Annotated in this window: 12 protein-coding genes; 6 read left to right on the plus strand and 6 right to left on the minus strand. The window is 62.9% G+C overall.

Features of this window, described 5'->3' with window-relative positions; translation table 11 throughout:
• The first annotated feature begins 7 nt into the window (after positions 1-7).
• The 6 genes from AC0MRV_RS13860 to AC0MRV_RS13885 are packed head-to-tail and all read left to right on the plus strand — an operon-like array spanning position 8 to position 7,676.
• A complete protein-coding gene (locus AC0MRV_RS13860) occupies positions 8-1,195 on the plus strand; it encodes a beta-ketoacyl synthase N-terminal-like domain-containing protein (RefSeq protein ID WP_472765081.1) in 1,188 nt (395 codons plus the stop codon).
• 7 nt (positions 1,196-1,202) lie between these two features.
• A complete protein-coding gene (locus AC0MRV_RS13865) occupies positions 1,203-3,239 on the plus strand; it encodes an ATP-binding protein (protein WP_472765082.1) in 2,037 nt (678 codons plus the stop codon).
• Positions 3,215-5,005 (plus strand): hypothetical protein, encoded by a 1,791-nt coding sequence (locus AC0MRV_RS13870; protein WP_472765083.1) that lies wholly within the window; start codon positions 3,215-3,217, stop codon positions 5,003-5,005. The genes AC0MRV_RS13865 and AC0MRV_RS13870 overlap by 25 nt, the downstream gene beginning before the upstream one ends.
• Positions 5,006-5,036: 31 nt before the next feature.
• Positions 5,037-5,705, plus strand: a complete 669-nt coding sequence (locus AC0MRV_RS13875; protein ID WP_472765084.1) for an MBL fold metallo-hydrolase — start codon at positions 5,037-5,039, stop codon at positions 5,703-5,705.
• Between the two features lie 4 nt (positions 5,706-5,709).
• Positions 5,710-6,594 carry a ThiF family adenylyltransferase gene (locus tag AC0MRV_RS13880; RefSeq protein WP_472765085.1) on the plus strand — a complete coding sequence of 295 codons (885 nt, stop codon included), beginning with the start codon at positions 5,710-5,712 and terminating at the stop codon, positions 6,592-6,594.
• Positions 6,591-7,676, plus strand: coding sequence for a nitroreductase family protein (locus AC0MRV_RS13885; protein WP_472765086.1), 1,086 nt, complete (start codon positions 6,591-6,593; stop codon positions 7,674-7,676). Before AC0MRV_RS13880 ends, AC0MRV_RS13885 begins: the two co-directional genes overlap by 4 nt.
• A 7-nt stretch (positions 7,677-7,683) precedes the next feature.
• Here the strand turns inward: AC0MRV_RS13885 and AC0MRV_RS13890 are convergent, their stop codons facing one another.
• The 6 genes from AC0MRV_RS13890 to AC0MRV_RS13915 all read right to left on the minus strand — a co-directional run bounded on the left by AC0MRV_RS13890 (position 7,684) and on the right by AC0MRV_RS13915 (position 15,510).
• Complete coding sequence (locus AC0MRV_RS13890; RefSeq protein ID WP_472765087.1) at positions 7,684-8,565, minus strand: hypothetical protein; 882 nt, start codon at positions 8,563-8,565, stop codon at positions 7,684-7,686.
• A 4-nt stretch (positions 8,566-8,569) separates the two neighbouring features.
• Entirely contained in the window at positions 8,570-9,571 is a 1,002-nt protein-coding gene (locus AC0MRV_RS13895; RefSeq protein WP_472765088.1) for an ABC transporter ATP-binding protein, read from the minus strand.
• Positions 9,572-9,635: 64 nt separating this feature from the next.
• Positions 9,636-10,394 (minus strand): class I SAM-dependent methyltransferase, encoded by a 759-nt coding sequence (locus tag AC0MRV_RS13900; protein WP_472765089.1) that lies wholly within the window; start codon positions 10,392-10,394, stop codon positions 9,636-9,638.
• A gap of 101 nt (positions 10,395-10,495) precedes the next feature.
• On the minus strand, positions 10,496-12,529 hold the full coding sequence (locus tag AC0MRV_RS13905; protein ID WP_472765090.1) for a M13 family metallopeptidase: 2,034 nt from the start codon (positions 12,527-12,529) through the stop codon (positions 10,496-10,498).
• Positions 12,530-12,628: 99 nt separating this feature from the next.
• A complete protein-coding gene (locus AC0MRV_RS13910; RefSeq protein WP_472765091.1) occupies positions 12,629-15,127 on the minus strand; it encodes a hypothetical protein in 2,499 nt (832 codons plus the stop codon).
• A gap of 17 nt (positions 15,128-15,144) precedes the next feature.
• Positions 15,145-15,510, minus strand: coding sequence for an acyl carrier protein (locus tag AC0MRV_RS13915; RefSeq protein ID WP_472765092.1), 366 nt, complete (start codon positions 15,508-15,510; stop codon positions 15,145-15,147).
• Between the last annotated feature and the right edge of the window lie 33 nt (positions 15,511-15,543).

The following is a 15,543-nucleotide window of genomic DNA, read 5'->3' on the forward strand; positions in this document are numbered from 1 at the left end:
ACGCCGTGTGAAGATCACCGGTGTCGGACCGGTGACTCCGGCTGGCATCGGCCGGGAAGCCTTCTGGAAGGGGATCCTGGAGCCGGTGAGTCGGGTGAGGGCGTTTAGGGATCTGGGGAAGCGTTACGGTCCGTTCGTGGCGGCTTGCGTGGACGACTTCGACCTGCGAAAATATTTGGAGAATCCGCGGTCGCTGTTGGGTGAGGCGCGGCACACCCAGTTCGGGTTGGCCGGGGCGGTATTGGCCTTGGCGGACGCAGGCATTCCTCGGGTGGAGTTGGAAAAAAAGCTGGTGGCGGTGTTTGTAGGGGCGTCGCTGATGGATTGTGAATCTATCCTGCGCTCAACGAAATCCGTGTGGGAAAACGGTGGCTCCGGGGGTTTTCGAAGGACCATTTACGTGGCCAACATCGCGCGGATTAGTGGTGTGATCGTTTCTCATTTGGGTCTTAACGCGACCACCGTGGCGCCGCAGTCCTCGTGTTGCTCGGGATTGGACGCAATTGGCGCAGCAGCGGATGCGATCGCCAATGGGTTGGTTGATATAAGTCTTTGTGGCGGAGTCGACGCCCCGCTGTTCCCTTCACCGCTGGTGGAGATGAGAGCGATCAATCTGACCCCGAAATCTGACGAACGGCCGGGGGAGGTAAGTCGGCCCTTCGATCAGTGGCGAGCGACCGGTGTGGTGGGGGAAGGCGCGGCGATCATCGTGTTGGAGCCGGAGGAAAGCCCGCGGCCAGCGTTGGCGTGGGTGGATGGCTACCAGTCGCGCGCGGACCGGGAGGAATTGATGTCAGGCCTGACTCAGGCGTGCGAGGAAGCGATCGTCGAGGCGGGTCTGACTCGCGACGAAATCGAAGTGTTGAACTTGTGGGGCCCGGGCCATCGTTTGATCGACAAGGCGGAAGGGGAGGTGATGCGGCGGGTCTTCGGGGAGCGAATGGAAAACATTGCGGCAGGCTCGATCAAAGGGGCGATTGGCAACCCCTTGGCCGCGGCCGGAGCGATTCAGATCGTGTCCTCCGCGCTGGGGCTGGCCGAGGGAATCATTCCTCCGACGGTGAACTGGAGATATCCGGACCCGGCGTGCCCGTTCTGCCTCGCGGCGGAGCCCCGCTTCCTCCAGCACCAAAACGTGATCGTGAATGCGCACGGTCTTTCCGGCGAGAACAGTTGCATTGTATTGAAGCAATGAATTCAGCGTGAACACACCTTCTCTAGTCATTGACCTGGCGTTGTCGCTGCCGGCGATTGTAGCCTTGGCGGTGGGTGGGACGGTGTTCTGGGCAAATCCCTCGCGGCGACAAAACCAAGCGGTGTTCTTCATCGCAGTCCACGCGAGCCTGTGGTTGATTTTTCGGTGGCAGGCGGTGCGGGCGAGTCACTGGGTTGTTGGTTTGGAATGGTTGCGTTGGGCCACGGCTATCGGGGGCATGCTGCCGCTGCAGCTGTGGCACATGATGGACAGTATCCTCTGGCCTAAGGCGAAGGCCCGACAAGTGCTGAGTCGTATGTGGCCGATGGCAGTGTTTGTGGGAGCGGTGGGCGTCATCCCATTGACGGGTTGGTTTATCCCCGCGAACTCGACACCGAGTGATCCGCTGATCGGCGCCGGTTACTACGTCTTCTACGCCGGGCTACTGGCGTCGAACTTGTTGCTGATCGTGCGTTCGATCTATTACAGTCGCTCCACTCAGGGGATCGAACGGACAGAACTGCGGGTGGTTCTACTAGGGGGAGCGTTTTCCGTGATGGCGGTGATCGTGCTGGCCCTGCTGAGCAGTTTTTTCGACGTTCCCATCCCGGTCTTCGTTTCGCCTCTGGTGGCGACCGGCTTTTTTCTGGCCGTGGCGACCGTGATCACGACGCATCGGATTTTTGATGCGCGGCACGTCTTTCTATTCACCCTGCAACATCTGCTCACTCTGATGGTGGCGGTGGCGGTGGGATCGGTGGTGTGGATGGGTTCCCGGTCGCTGTTCTCGGAATGGCCATCCTTGGTGATGAGCATCGGCGCGGTGCTCCTCGCGTCGTCATGGTGGGGGGCGAAGGCGGATAAACTCCTCCTGCGTTTCCCGCAAGGAGCGCAGGCGCGCAACGCCGCCTACCGGGTGGCGGAGAAGGAGGTGGACGAAAACCGCCTCATCAAGGGATTCATTGAGATCGTGAATGGTTGGGGTGGAACCAGCCATTCGGTGCTTCTGCATGCGCCGCCCGGTGAACTGGACTTTGGTTGCGAGGAGGGAATCGCCACCGAAAGCCTGGCGGCTGAGTTAGCGGCGATGAAATGGGTCTCGCCCGAACGTTTGCTGCGTGAGCGCTCCACGCCGGCGCGGCGCTTGCTTGAGCGCTTCTTGGCGGAAAAGCGTTTGGGCGCACTGTTGCTTTGCGAAGACCCGACGTTGCAGGTGGTGGTGGGCGCTGGCGTGCGGGCCTCGCGGCGGCCCTACACGCACCTGGAAATCCTGCAGTTGCAGGAACTCGCCTCGATTTTCGAAAGTGCCTTGTCGCGTTCGATGTTTGTCCGCAAGGCGCAGCGCGCGGAGCAGTTGGCGACAGTTGGATTGCTCGGGGCAAGCGTGGCCCACGAAATCCGAAATCCCTTGGTCTCGATCAAGACCTTTGCGCAACTGCTACCGAACCACTATGACGATGCTCGTTTTCGCGATCGCTTCTCCAGATTGATCGTGGACGAAGTGGCGCGCATCGATCGGCTCACCGAGCAACTCCTTGATCTCTCCGCACCCAAGGAATACCAGCAATCAAAGGTGGCCCTGCATGACGTCGTGCGCGATGCGGTGCTGGTGATCATGGGCCGGACGGGCAGCCAGCCGGTGCGCATCGAAACCCAATTGGAGGCGCAGCCGGATGGAGTCTGGAGCGACGCGAATGGTCTGAAACAGGTGTTGCTTAACCTGTGTTTCAACGCGGTGCAGGCCCATGAATGCTCCTTCAAACGCGAGCAAGCCGCGATCGAGGTGCGGGTGTCCACCCGGAACGTGAACGGGCGAATTGAGTTGGCGGTGGCGGACAATGGTCCGGGGATTCCGACCGACAAGCGCGTCCACATGTTCGAGCCATTTCATTCAACCAAGTCGAAGGGGTTTGGCCTCGGCTTGACCATCTGCCGAGATATTCTCGCCAAACTCGACTCAACCATCGCACTCGACCCGTTCGTGGAGGGGGAGGGCGCGATTTTTCGCGTATCGTTGCCATGCCCGCCTCGTTCCTCCTCCTAACTCAAGATCAGTCACTACTCGAAGCTTGGACCGCGCAAATGCCGGCCGGGCGCCCGATCCTAGCCTTGGAACAGGTGCGCGCCTATGGCAATCTTCCGGCCGGTGTCCCGATCGTAATCGTGCTGGATGCGATGATGGCGGACCAGCTGCCAGAGGGTTTGGACAAATGCCCGTTGCTGGTGACCGGACAACCGCACACCAGACGTTTCGAGCAATTGCGGATGGAAGGGCGGGCGCGACATTGTTTTTCCTACGATGAGAGCCGCGAACGCTTGCGGGACTTTCTGCCGCTTCTGGAGGAGATCGCGGAACGCGGTGCTGCGCTGGACCTGTTTGCCGAGAAAACGCGTCGGCGGGAGTCGAGCCGTCCGCCGATGCCGGTGATGGCCCCCGCCGCTTCGTCATCACCGGAGATCTGGGACTTTCTGGAAGGCGCGGTCGAGAATCTCGCTTCGCGAGAGCGGCTGCTGAGCGAGTTTCGCCGCGCCTCGCGCCATCTCCTGCGGGCTTCGCACACCGTGTTTTTCCTGCGGGACAAAAGCGTGTTCCGCGCCGATCGCGGTTCGTCACACTGCCCGGTGACGGACCCCTTGGTGACCTACCTTTCGACCCATCCGGTGGTGCTCGACGGGGTGGAATGGCCGGCACCGTCGGATCCGCTGGCGGAGATGGGGATTCGCAACCGCATGGCGATGTGGGGCGCGCGTCTTTTGGTGCCATTGCATGATAATGGTCACCTCACCGGCATCATTGCTTGCGGCGTGCGTGATGATGGGCAGCCCTACAACGAAAGCGACAAGGCACGGGCGATTTCCGTCGCCCGTCTATTGCGCCAGCTGGTGAATCAGAACCAGCACTACTCTCGTTTGGAGCGACTCTACGAGGACGTGATCATCGGCGATCGCTACTTGCCGTCGCGGATCGTGCTTTCTCCAGAACAGGAACCACCCCGGCATGTGCCGTTGGTGGTGCGCAGCTTGGTCGGCAAGGTGCGGCACACGCGCGAGACCGAGATATTACGAGCGTCGGCGGGCCAACCCTTCCGCGCCTCGGCCGGTATTGTGGCGGAGACCGGCGGAGTGTGGGCGACTTGGGAGGAAGCGAGCAGCGAGATCGACGACTCCCTCCATGCTAACCGCGAAGATAGGCTGAACCTGCTGCGCGAGCTCGCGCTTACTTTGAACCACGAAGTCGGCAACTCGCTGGTCTCGTTGTCCATGCTGCGGCAGTCGTATAATTCAGGCGAAGCCATCCCGGAGCGCCTGCGGACGACGGTCGACCAAGACATCGCCCGGCTGGAGACCTTGAACCGCGACCTCGTCCATCTCGGCTCGTTGCGCGAGCTTTCCTGCGAGTGCGTGGACCTCTGTGCGATGTTGAAAGACCTGGGTGAACTCCTCGGGCTGAAAGTGGAACTGCCGCCAGATCCGGTGCGGCTCCAGGTGGTGCCGACGTTGGTGGAGTTTGCCTTGCAGGCACTGGCGCGGACGGTGCTGGAAAATCAGCCCGCCGACCCCGCGCGAGCCCTTACGATTCAATTGCGATCGACGGGTGAAGAGGAGGAAACGATCGCGTTACTCTCCCTGCAGGGGGCGGGACTGGAATTGGAGGGCATTCTTCCTGATTCGGTCGAGGAGGAAACGCCCAACCAAGGCCGCCTGACCGTGTTTATCGCCAAGGAAGTCATTCGCCTGCATGGTGGGGAGATTCATGCTGGTCCGGGGCTGGAGGGCACCGAGATTTTGGTTTCTCTGCGTCACTGGTAGGCCGGCAAGTCGCTTCGCTATCTCACCGATCATGAAGCAAGTCGCTCCCGGCATTTGGCGTCTCGACGAGAATCCCCCGGCGGTCACCAACTGCTACCTTGCGGGCGACATCCTGATCGACACCGGCCGTCGCTGGGACCGGCGGCGGATTTTTCGTGAACTGGCTGACCAGCAGATTTCGTTGGTGGCATTGACCCACGTCCATCCGGATCACCAAGGCGTGGCCGATGCCGTATGTCGGGCGCGCGGAGTGCCGCTGGCGGTTCATGAGGATGATGTCGCAGCAATGGAGGGCACGGCGCCGATGAACGATCCCGCGCTTGATACGTTGCTGACACGATTCCTTACGCGCCTCTGGCAGGGGCCGCCGCGTCGGGTCGACCGAATCCTGCGGGAAGGCGAACTGGTGGGCGATTTTCGGGTCGTGCACGCGCCGGGGCATTCGCGCGGCGAAGTGATCTTCTTTCGGGAATGTGATCGTGTGGCCATCTGCGGCGATGTTGTGCGCAACATCAGCTTTCTTACCCTTCGTTCCGGTCTGCGGGAACCCCTGGCCGGACTGACCTACGACATGACTGAAAACCGCCGGTCCATCAGACGGCTCGCTGCCCTCCGGCCCGCACTGATCCTACCGGGCCACGGACCTGAAATTCGCGATATGAACGCCTTCGCGCGCTTTGTGGATACCTTGCCCGCCTGAAACCATGACGACGACCTACAAAGAACGAATCGACCGAAACCTCGGGGTGGTGACCGAAGCGGAACAAGAACGCCTGCGGACGGCACGGGTGGCCATTGCCGGCAATGGCGGCGTGGGAGGGGCCTACGCCGTCACGCTCGCCCGCATGGGCGTTGGTAATTTCAACCTGGCGGACTTCGATGTGTTTGAGGCGGCCAATTTTAACCGCCAGCACGGGGCCGCGATTTCGACGCTCGGTCGGTCGAAGACCGAGGTGCTGCGGGACCTGATCCTCGATATCAACCCGGACGCGGTGGTGACGCTCTTTTCGGAAGGTGTTACGCCGGCTTCGGTCGATTCGTTTCTCGATGGCGTCAACGTGGTCATGGACGGCTTGGACTTTTACGCGCTCCCGGCTCGGCGACTGATGTTCCCCGCCGCCGAACAGCGGCGTATCCACATTGTTACTTCAGGACCGATAGGCCTGACCACAACCCTGCACGTGTTTGGACCGGGCGCGATGCCATTCGAGGACTACTTCGACTTTGCAAGCTGCCGGGGACGCACGGAGGAGTTGGCCGCTTTTGTGGTGGGGGTGACTCCGGGGCTGTTGCAACTCGGGCAGATCGACGTCGCCAAGGTCGACTTCGTGGCGCAGCGCGCGCCTTCGTTCGGGACCGCGATCCAACTGTGTGCCGGTCTCGCCTGCACGGAAGCGATGCGCTTGCTGTTGGGCCGGGGCACGCCCTTCTTGGCGCCGCGCTATTTCCAGTTCGATCCGGTGAAACTTGAGACCGTGAAGGGCCGGTTGTGGTGGGGCAATCGGCATCCTTTGCAGCGCTTGAAGCGTCGGTTTGTGATCAGGCAGATTCTCGAAATGTCGCAGGGGGCGTTGGAGGAAAAGGCGTGAGCGACGGACTCTTTGCGCGAGCCCGCGGCTGGGCGGAAATCGCCTGCCACGCCCCGTCGGGGGACAACTCGCAACCGTGGGAGGTGAGCCTGAAGACCGAGGCTGACCGGGTTATTCTGCGGCTGAAACTCGATGCGGCGACCTTGGCCGAACCGAGTTACTTCGACTGCGCGTTTGCGGCATCGTTTCTCGCGCTGGGCGCCTACGCCCAAAATTTTGCCCTGATGGCTGCGGCCGATGGTTACGCAATTCAGTCAGTGGAGGAGGAGGAGGGCCAGTTCACGCTGGTGCTGGCGCCCGGCCCGGTGGCGGCGCCACCGGCAGATATCGCGACCCATATTCGCGACCGGGCGACGAATCGGAATCCGTTCGACGAATCTGCTCTCGACCCGGCGATGGTCGCGACCCTGACCGAGGCGGTGGGGAACGTTGCGCCGGGTGTGACGCTGACCTGCTTCTTCGGCGAACAGCAGCGGCGACTGGCGGGTTTGTTCGGTCGGCTCGACCGGCTGCGCTACCGCAGCCGACTCCTGTATCGAGAGTTTCTCGACAAGCTCCGGTTCGGGGCGGAGGCGACGACACAGCCCGACGGGTTGCGCGACACGACCCTCGGCACGCCGTTACCCGCGCTGGGTTTCCTCCGGGGGTTGCGAGCAGCCCGAAAGGTGCGCGTGGTGCACGGCCTGTTTTTCGTCGGACTTGAGCGCATCATGGCGTTTGTCGGCTGTTCGCTGCTGGTGCGCAAAGCGGCGGCGGTCGGAGTGTTGAGCGGCGGCGACGATACCCCGCGGGGGTGGTTTGAGCTGGGCCGCGGTTTCCAGCAGCTGTGGCTCGACACGACGCGGCTGGGGCTGGCGTTGCAGCCCTTGGGGACCACCCTGTTGCTCTATCGCCGGGAGCGTGAGTTGGCGGGGCGTCAAGCAAGCACACTCCTGGAACGCGAGCGTCGCGAGCTGCACCAACTGCGGGATGCTTTCGCCGCGGGTTACGGAATGGAGTTCCAACGGCCGAGCATCGTTTTCCGGTTGGGACGTTGTCGCCAGGAGGCCGGGCGCTCGCTGCGCCGGCCGCTGGAACTGTGATTCTGCGTCAGACCAAAGTCTGCAATTCGCTCCGCAGCCAAGATGCGATTTCGCTGTTGGCGGGCGCGGGAAAGTCCCGGCGCGCGGCCACGGCCGTGCTGGATGACTGAAAGAGATCGAGGGTTTGGAGCAAGGCGAGCGCGAGTGCGCGGCGATCGGGGGTGAGCGTGAGGTGGCTTTGTTGAAGCCGTTCCGGGCTGAGCCATTGTTCGGCCTTGCGGGCCTCGGGGCGGGCGGGGCGGCCGTCGAGCCGAGCTTCTTCCTGGAGGATGGGATGGAGGTGTTCCATGAGCTCGACCTGATGCCAACGGAGGGCGGCACGATTTTCTTCGCGGGCGAGTTTCTTGAACACCCAAACGGCGTGTCGCCAAAAACCGGTGACGTGGGCGGCAAACTCCGCGGCGCCGAACAACGGACCAGGGTCCGGAGGGGAGAGCACAGACAGTCGGGGCTTCCAATCGGCGGAGCCGGTCAGCACGCGATGCCCGGGGCCGGCGAAGAGGCGGAGGTTGGCGACACCGCGATTGACGGTGGCGGGGAGAAGCCGACTCCATGCAGGGTGGCGCATCGCGCAGCAGGCTAGTTTGATGTGCCACGCCTTGAGCAACACGAAGTCGGCTTCAATGCCTCCGGCGAAGACAGCGCTCACCTTGGGGGTGGAGCGGATGTTGCGTTCAAAGTGAGCGGTCCAGCAGGGAGCGATGTCCGCAAGCCAGCGGGTTTGGGCATAGCGGGCCGGTTGCTGGCTGATCAGGTAGAAGTCCCAGTCGGACCAAGCATCCACCACGGCGTCGGGTTGGACGCGGGACCCGATCTGCACCAAGACCGGCGAGTCCGGTTGGTGCCGGGCCCAGTCGACGATACGGGATTCGAAGGTGACGGCGTCCACGGCCTCAGTGCTTTTCGAAAAGATCCGCGATGACGTCTTCGAGGGGGACGTCTTCGATGGTGATATCGGCGACGGGGCCTTGTTGCAGAATCTCTTGCGAGACGGTGGCGATGAGGTTGCCGGGCACCCGCAGGGTGAACTTGCCGGCTTCGTCGCGGGTGGTGGTGCCATGGGCGGATTGCCAATCGGCGGGGAAGGCCACGCGGCCCGCGCTGTCGGCGCTGTTGAGATCGGGCTCGAAGGTGATGATCTTTTGCCGCGTGCTGGCATTGCCGGTCTCGAGGCGGTCGAGGTCGCCGTCGTAGATCTTGTTGCCGCGATGAATCACGATGACGCGGTCGCAAAGTTCCTGAATGTCGGCCATGTAGTGGCTGGTGAGCAGGATGGTGACCTTGTGGCGTTTGTTGTAGGCTTTGAGGAAGGAGCGCACGGCCCGCTGCGATACGACATCGAGGCCGATGGTGGGCTCGTCGAGAAACAAGACCCGGGGACGGTGGAGCAGGGCGGCAATGAGCTCCATCTTCATGCGTTCGCCGAGCGAGAGCTCGCGCACCATGACGTTGAGCTTGGGGCGCACGGCGAGCAGATCGACCAGTTCGTCGAGGGTCTCTTGCCATTGGTCGGCCGGCAGGCCGTAGATGTGGCGAAGGAGCAGGAAGGATTCGATCGCTGGCAGGTCCCACCAAAGCTGGTTCTTTTGGCCGAGCACGAGGGCGAAGATGCGGCGGTAGGCGTTTTCGCGTTTGGTCGGATCGAAGCCGGCGACCCGAGCGGATCCGCTGGTTGGATAAATCAGTCCCGCGAGCATTTTCAGCGTCGTGGTTTTGCCGGCGCCGTTGGGACCGAGGAAACCGACGAATTCACCTTCCTGAATCGAAAACGAAATGTCGTTGGCGGCGGCCAGTTCCTCGAACTCCCGTTTCACCAGCCCTTTGACGCCGCCCCAGAATCCGGGCTGCTTCTTGTAGGTGCGGAAGATGCGGGTGAGGTTCTGGACTTCGATCATGTGGAAGCTCGGGTGTTAACCATGGATGCGGCCACGGCACACGCTTTTTTCCGGCGGCGGCGGTTTACTTCCACAATACAGTGAAAGCCTGTTTACGCCGTTGTCGCCAGAGTTCGCGCACGAGCTGGCGCGAGCGATCCTTTTGATGTTGGTCGAGGGTGGCCTGGTCGGTCGCAGCAGCGTAGTCGGGGTGGTAAAGCTCAGCCAGCAGCAAGGCGGGATGTGGCATGATTTGATGCCGCGTGAATCCGGCCTGGCGGCCGAGGGCGATGATCTGATTGGGCGGCATGTCCCGTTCGTGCACGCCGAATGCATTGATCGCGTGCTGCGAGGCTTCGGCCTCGTGATGACCCTCGCCGGGCTCGAAGGCGATGAGGCGGCCACCGGGTTTGAGCGCAGCGAAGGCGGTGGCGATCGCAGCCGCGGGATCTTCGGCGTGGTGCAGGGAATCGTAGAATAGCACGACGTCGACCGGGGCGATGCCGGGGGATATTTCGTAGTCTCCAACCTGATACGTCAGCCGCCGCAGTCCCGCCTGATCGCGGCGCCGCTCGGCGGCGGCGATGGCTTCGGCCGCGATGTCGACCCCGGTCACCTGGTAACCCTGCCGGGCGAGGGCGTGGCTCAACCATCCCACGCCGCAGCCGAGGTGAAGGATCGCAAGGGGCGGGCGCGGCAGCAGGTGGAAAAGAGCGGCCATGTTGGCGAGGTTGAAGGCGCAATTGTCGTCGCCAAAGGGTTTGCCGGTTGCGTGGGCGATACCCTCTTCGCCAATGCGCGTGTAGTAGTCGCGTTCACCTTGCTTGGGATCGGGGGCAGACATTGAACCCCTAATATATTGCGAAGATTCGAGGCGGCAAAATTGAACCCAAAAAAGCCCGCCCCTTATTAGGGCGGGCAATGCGTCGTGGACGGCTGCGGGCCTCACCAAATTTTGGCGCGATCCTCAGGGGCTCGCCACATGGGATCGCCCTCCTCGATGCCGAAGGTTTCGAAGAATTCAGGGATGTTCACGAGCGGGCCGACCGCGCGGACCATGCCAGGAGAGTGCACGCCGGAGGCAACGGCGCGCTTGAGGGCGTCGTCGCGGTATTTGGTGCGCCAGTTTTGGGCCCAGGAGATGAAGAAACGTTGTTGCGGGGTGAGGCCGTCGATCAGCTGCACCGGTTTGCCGGCGAGGGAGCGATTCAGGGCCTCGAGGGCGATGGAAACGCCGCCGAGGTCGGCGATGTTTTCGCCGAGGGTTTGTTCACCGTTTACGAAGACACCGGGGAGGACCTCGTAGCTGTTGTATTGGTCGACGAGCTTTTGGGCGCGGGCGGTGAACTCGGTGGCATCCTCTTCGGTCCACCAATCGTTGAGATTACCATGGGCGTCGTAGTTGCGGCCCTTGTCGTCGAAGCCGTGGGTGATTTCGTGGCCGATGACGCCGCAGATGGCGCCGAAGTTGACGGCGTCGTCGAGCTCGGGGTCAAAGAAGGGGGGCTGCAGGATGCCGGCAAGGAAGACGAGTTGGCCGGCCGAGGGCTGGTAGTAGGCGTTGACCTGCTGTGGGGTGCGCAGCCACTCGGTCTTGTCAAAGACTTTGGGCAGCTTGGCGAGCTCGCGGGCGGTGTTGAATTCGGCACCGGCGATGACGTTGGCAAAGTAGCTGTCGGCGGTGATTTCGAGGCCGGAATAGTCGCGCCACTCCGGCGGGTAGCCGACGACGACGCGAAAGGTTTTCAGCTTCTCCAAGGCCTTCTCCTTGGTCGCGGCCCCCATCCAGTCGAGGCCGGCGATTCGCTCCTCGAGCACGTCGCGCATCATCTGAATCATTTCCTCCAAACGGTCGCGCACGGCCGGCGGGAAGTGTTTGGCCACGTAGACCTCGCCGAGGGCGAAGCCGATGTGGTCATCGAGTTGGCGGGCGGCGCGTTGCCAGCGGGGCTCGGGTTCCGGCGTGCCGCTCAGTTCGGTCGAGAAGAAGCGGAAGCTCTCTTTTTCGAAGTCGCCGGCGAGGTAGGCCGCGGCGTCATTGAGCGCATGCCATCGCAGGTAGGTTTTCCAGGTGTCGAGCGACTCGGCGGGGAGGAGTTCGTTGAGGCCTTCGAAGAAGACCTGTTGTTTCATGTCGAGGTGCGTTTCCTCGGCGGGAATGCCGAGCTCCGCAAAGTAGGCGGGCAGCGGAAAGGCCGGGATGACCGCGGCGGCCTCGGCGTAGGTCATCTTGTGGTAGTTGTCGTTGGGGTCCCGGAGGGCGGCCACGGTCTTGGAGAACTCGGCCAGTTTGGTTTCGAGGGCGAGGACCGTTTCGGCATCGGCGCGGGCTTGGTCGGCGGGAGTGCCGGCGAGCTCAAACATGGTCGCGATGTGTTCGACGAACGCGGGCAGGTATTTGGCATACTTTTCGTCGAAGTAGTAATCGCGGGTCGGCAGGCTCAGGCCGCCTTGGACAAGTTGGTAGATCACCGACTCGTTGTCGCGCTGATCGGCGTAAACGTAGCCGCCGAAGAGGGCGCTGCCGATCTGCCGGTGCGAGTGGGCGAGGTAGGTCGCGAAGTCGTCCATGTTGGCGATCGCCTCGATGGTGGCAAAGGTCGGCTCGAGCGGCGCGATGCCGGCGGCGTCGATGGCGGCTGTGTCCATGGCCGAGTGATAGTAGTCGGCGATCTTCTGTAGGTTGGATCCCGCGGCGGCGTCCTGCGCGGCGATTTCCTCCAGCAGGTTGCGGATGCGGCGCCAGTTGTTTTCGCCGAGGGTGTCAAAGGCGCCCCAGCGGGATTTGTCGCTGGGGATTTCTGTCTCCTTCAACCAAGTGCCGGCGGCGTAGTGCAGGAAGTCGTCGGCGGGATCGACGGAGCGATCCATGGTGGCGACGGAAAACCCGATCGGGATAAGATCGACCTCCTTGGCTGAGGTGAAGGGGCATAGGGTTACGACGAGGGCGGTGAGCCCCCACAAACGGTTCAAGTGCATGGGCGGGCACGACAGCCAGAATCGAGCAGATGGCAACGCCGGGATGACGAACGGCGATGATGCGGGTTGGCCGGAAGGACGACGGGCTGTGTCGGTCGACTATTGAACCGGTTCAGCGCTGGCGGGCACGAGGTAGAGCTCCAGCAAGGCTTGGCCGGACGCGCCGTCCGCGGTGGTCACTTGGGCCGTGTAAACGCCGGGCGACAACTCGAGGAGCAGCGCGGCGTCGTCCGACTCCGCGTCGAGCGCAAAGGCACCCGCGGCAGTCGCGATCGCGGCCAGGTCCGCCGCCGAGGTGTTCGAGTTTTGCGACCAGTTGTCGTTGCTGCCGAGGTGCCGGTCCGTGTGGTCAAAAACTCGCAGGACGGGGTCGGTCGCGACGTCATCGACGCCAAATTTCCGAAGAGTCGGACCGACAGCGCGAATGAGCAGACGCAGGGGCCGTTGCAGTCCGCTGGGATCGTCGATGACAAAACCGCCGACGATGGCCGCATCGCCTTCACCCGTGAGCGCGAGGAGCGAGAGGTTGGAGAAGAGCGCGTTTTGTTCGCTGTTGTAGAGGGCAAATACCTCGCCCAGAGCGATGCCTTGGTCCCCGGGTTTTGCCGTCACCTCCAGGTGATGGACGCCGGGCGTGAGGGCGGCGTCGAGCTGGCTGTCGTGCGAGCCGGCGCGGAGGGGAATGGCTGCGAGTGCGGAAAAGTTAAATGCGGTGAGGCCCTGCAGCGGGGCCCAGTCGTCGTTGGTCCAGACTTGCGTGGTGGATTGGGCGATCAGCTGCAGGGCAGGATCGTTCAGCGGGGTCTCGACACCGAGATCGGCAAGCGTGGGACCGATGCCGCGAGCGATGACGACCTGCGCCGCGTTGGGGCGAAGAGCCGGAGGGATTTGCGGGGCGAGGACAAAGCCCATCTTCAATGCGGTTTGGCGTGGTCCCAGCGGCGCTCTCGCGGTCAAGCTGCGGAGCAAGGGAACTGTGAACGTTTCGCGCCAGTCCTGAACCTCGCTGAAAGCCGTGCCGGTGGGCGAGGTGACCTTCACGACGTAGCGACCGGTGTTCGTGGCGTCGAAGGGGTTGAGCTTGAGCGTGCGGTCGGCGGAGAAGCTGAGTTCGGGTCGATCGAGGTTGCGCCACTCGTAGGTGAAAGGGCCCGTGCCCACCACGATTGCGTCGAGCGTGAGCGTGCGCTGCTCCCAGGAACGGGAGCGTTCAAAGATCCGGACCAGGGGTGGATGGCCGCGAGCGTTGCGGGCCGGATCGAGCCGGGCGACCAAGGGACTGGGGTGCCCATCCACCGAGGCGAAGGTGCCGGAAACGTAAATCTTGTCGTCGGATAAAACAAAGGCGTTGCCTGTAGGCACGTTCGCGTCGGCGGGCATTTGCACGGCGAACTCGAGGTCCTGCTCGAGCGCGGGGTTGAGGCGGAGAACACCAAGCTCCGGCGCAAGGGCATAAAGGTAACCGTCAGACTGCGGCGACCAAGTGAGCACACCCCAAGGGCCGAGCTCACGATCGGCCACGACATCGAACTCGGCGTCGTAGCGACGCACTCGACTGTTGGTCAATTCGAGCCAATCGCCGGACTGCAGTCGGGTGAGCGGATAGTCGGCGAGGGTGGGAAATGCCTCGCTGTCAGGGAGTGGACTGCCGTCGGCCCGGATCACTCGGGCCATTGGGGTGACCTCGTCCACATTGCCTTGGATGAGCAGATGCCCACTCCCGTCGCGAAAGGGAATGACCCGGGCGAAATTGGCCCACCCAAAATCGGTCGAATGGATGGTCCAACGGAGAGCGCCGTCGGGCGCGAGTCGCAGCAGGTGGTCACCGTTGAGATGGAACAGGTCACCGTCTTGCGCCATGGTCCAAGCATTCGACTCGAGCGGAGTTTCGCCGTCGTAGTTGAGCAAGTGCGCGTTGCCCTGGCGATCGACGCGCGTGACCCCCGTGGCGGAATACCGTAGGTGGGAACCGTCGGGCAGAAGGGCTGAAACCTCGCCGACGTTTCCATCGAGGTAGCCCCATGCGTGGACGTCTTCACGGTAGTCTCCGTCGGCGCCGAGCCATCCCCAAGAGCCGATCACGAAGGTGCCGAAACTACGCAGGTAACCGATCTCGCCGTCGTCGTTGCGCAGCATCAGCGTGTAGAGCAATTGGTTTGTGTCGGGGTCGACGCGGTTCTGAAACCCGGTGTCGACCAGACTGGCCGTCGGGGCCGTGGTGAGGTTCAGGGTGACGGCGCTCGTATCGACGGCGTAGCCAGCGCGGGTGATGCGTGCCCAGTAGACGCCGGCGTGGGCGGGGGCGAAGTCGACGAGGCGCAGCGAGCTGCGCTTCTCGCCGCTCAAGGGGGTGCCGTTGTGAAACCACTGCAAGTCGTCGCCGGGTAGCGGGCTCGCGAGCAAGGTGACCTTGGCCCCAGCGAAGAGGTCGCGCGGGCGGCCCGGAAGGTGGGCCGCCGCGGGTTCGGAGACGACGGTGACGGCGGTCTCGAAGTAGGACCGATCGACCGGTGAGATGATGTCGGCGGAGGTGAAGCCAGGCGCCGCCAATAAGGCGACCACGCACCGCAACCTGCGAAGAGGAAGGAGGGAGCGCATGGCAATCAAGACGATGTTCAACCGATGGAGTTGCGAGCTTTTCCGGCGATGAAGGCCTTAATCTGGCCAAGGGTGCAAAGGTGGCGCATTTCATCGGCCGTGACATTGATCCCGAAGACGTCTTCGGCCACCAACACGATCTCCATCAGGGTGAGTGAATCCAGTCCGAGATCCTCGCTCAGGCGCATGGTGTCATCGGCGGTGGCGAGGCGGGGCCGGAGCTCCGGCTCGACGAAACGTTCGATGACGCCGTTGACCACCACGGGTAAAAGGCGGGTGTCTCCGGAATCATGATACGCGAGTGCCGCGGCAACGACTTCGGGCCGGCAACGTTTCAGCGATTCCCGCAGAGCGGTTTGGGCGTCGGGCGCGGTGGTAGGCATGGTTGTGGTTGATGACACTCCATGCGGTGCGAC

It is taken from the genome of Actomonas spartinae (genome assembly GCF_051209155.1).
Classification (GTDB): domain Bacteria; phylum Verrucomicrobiota; class Verrucomicrobiia; order Opitutales; family Opitutaceae; genus Actomonas.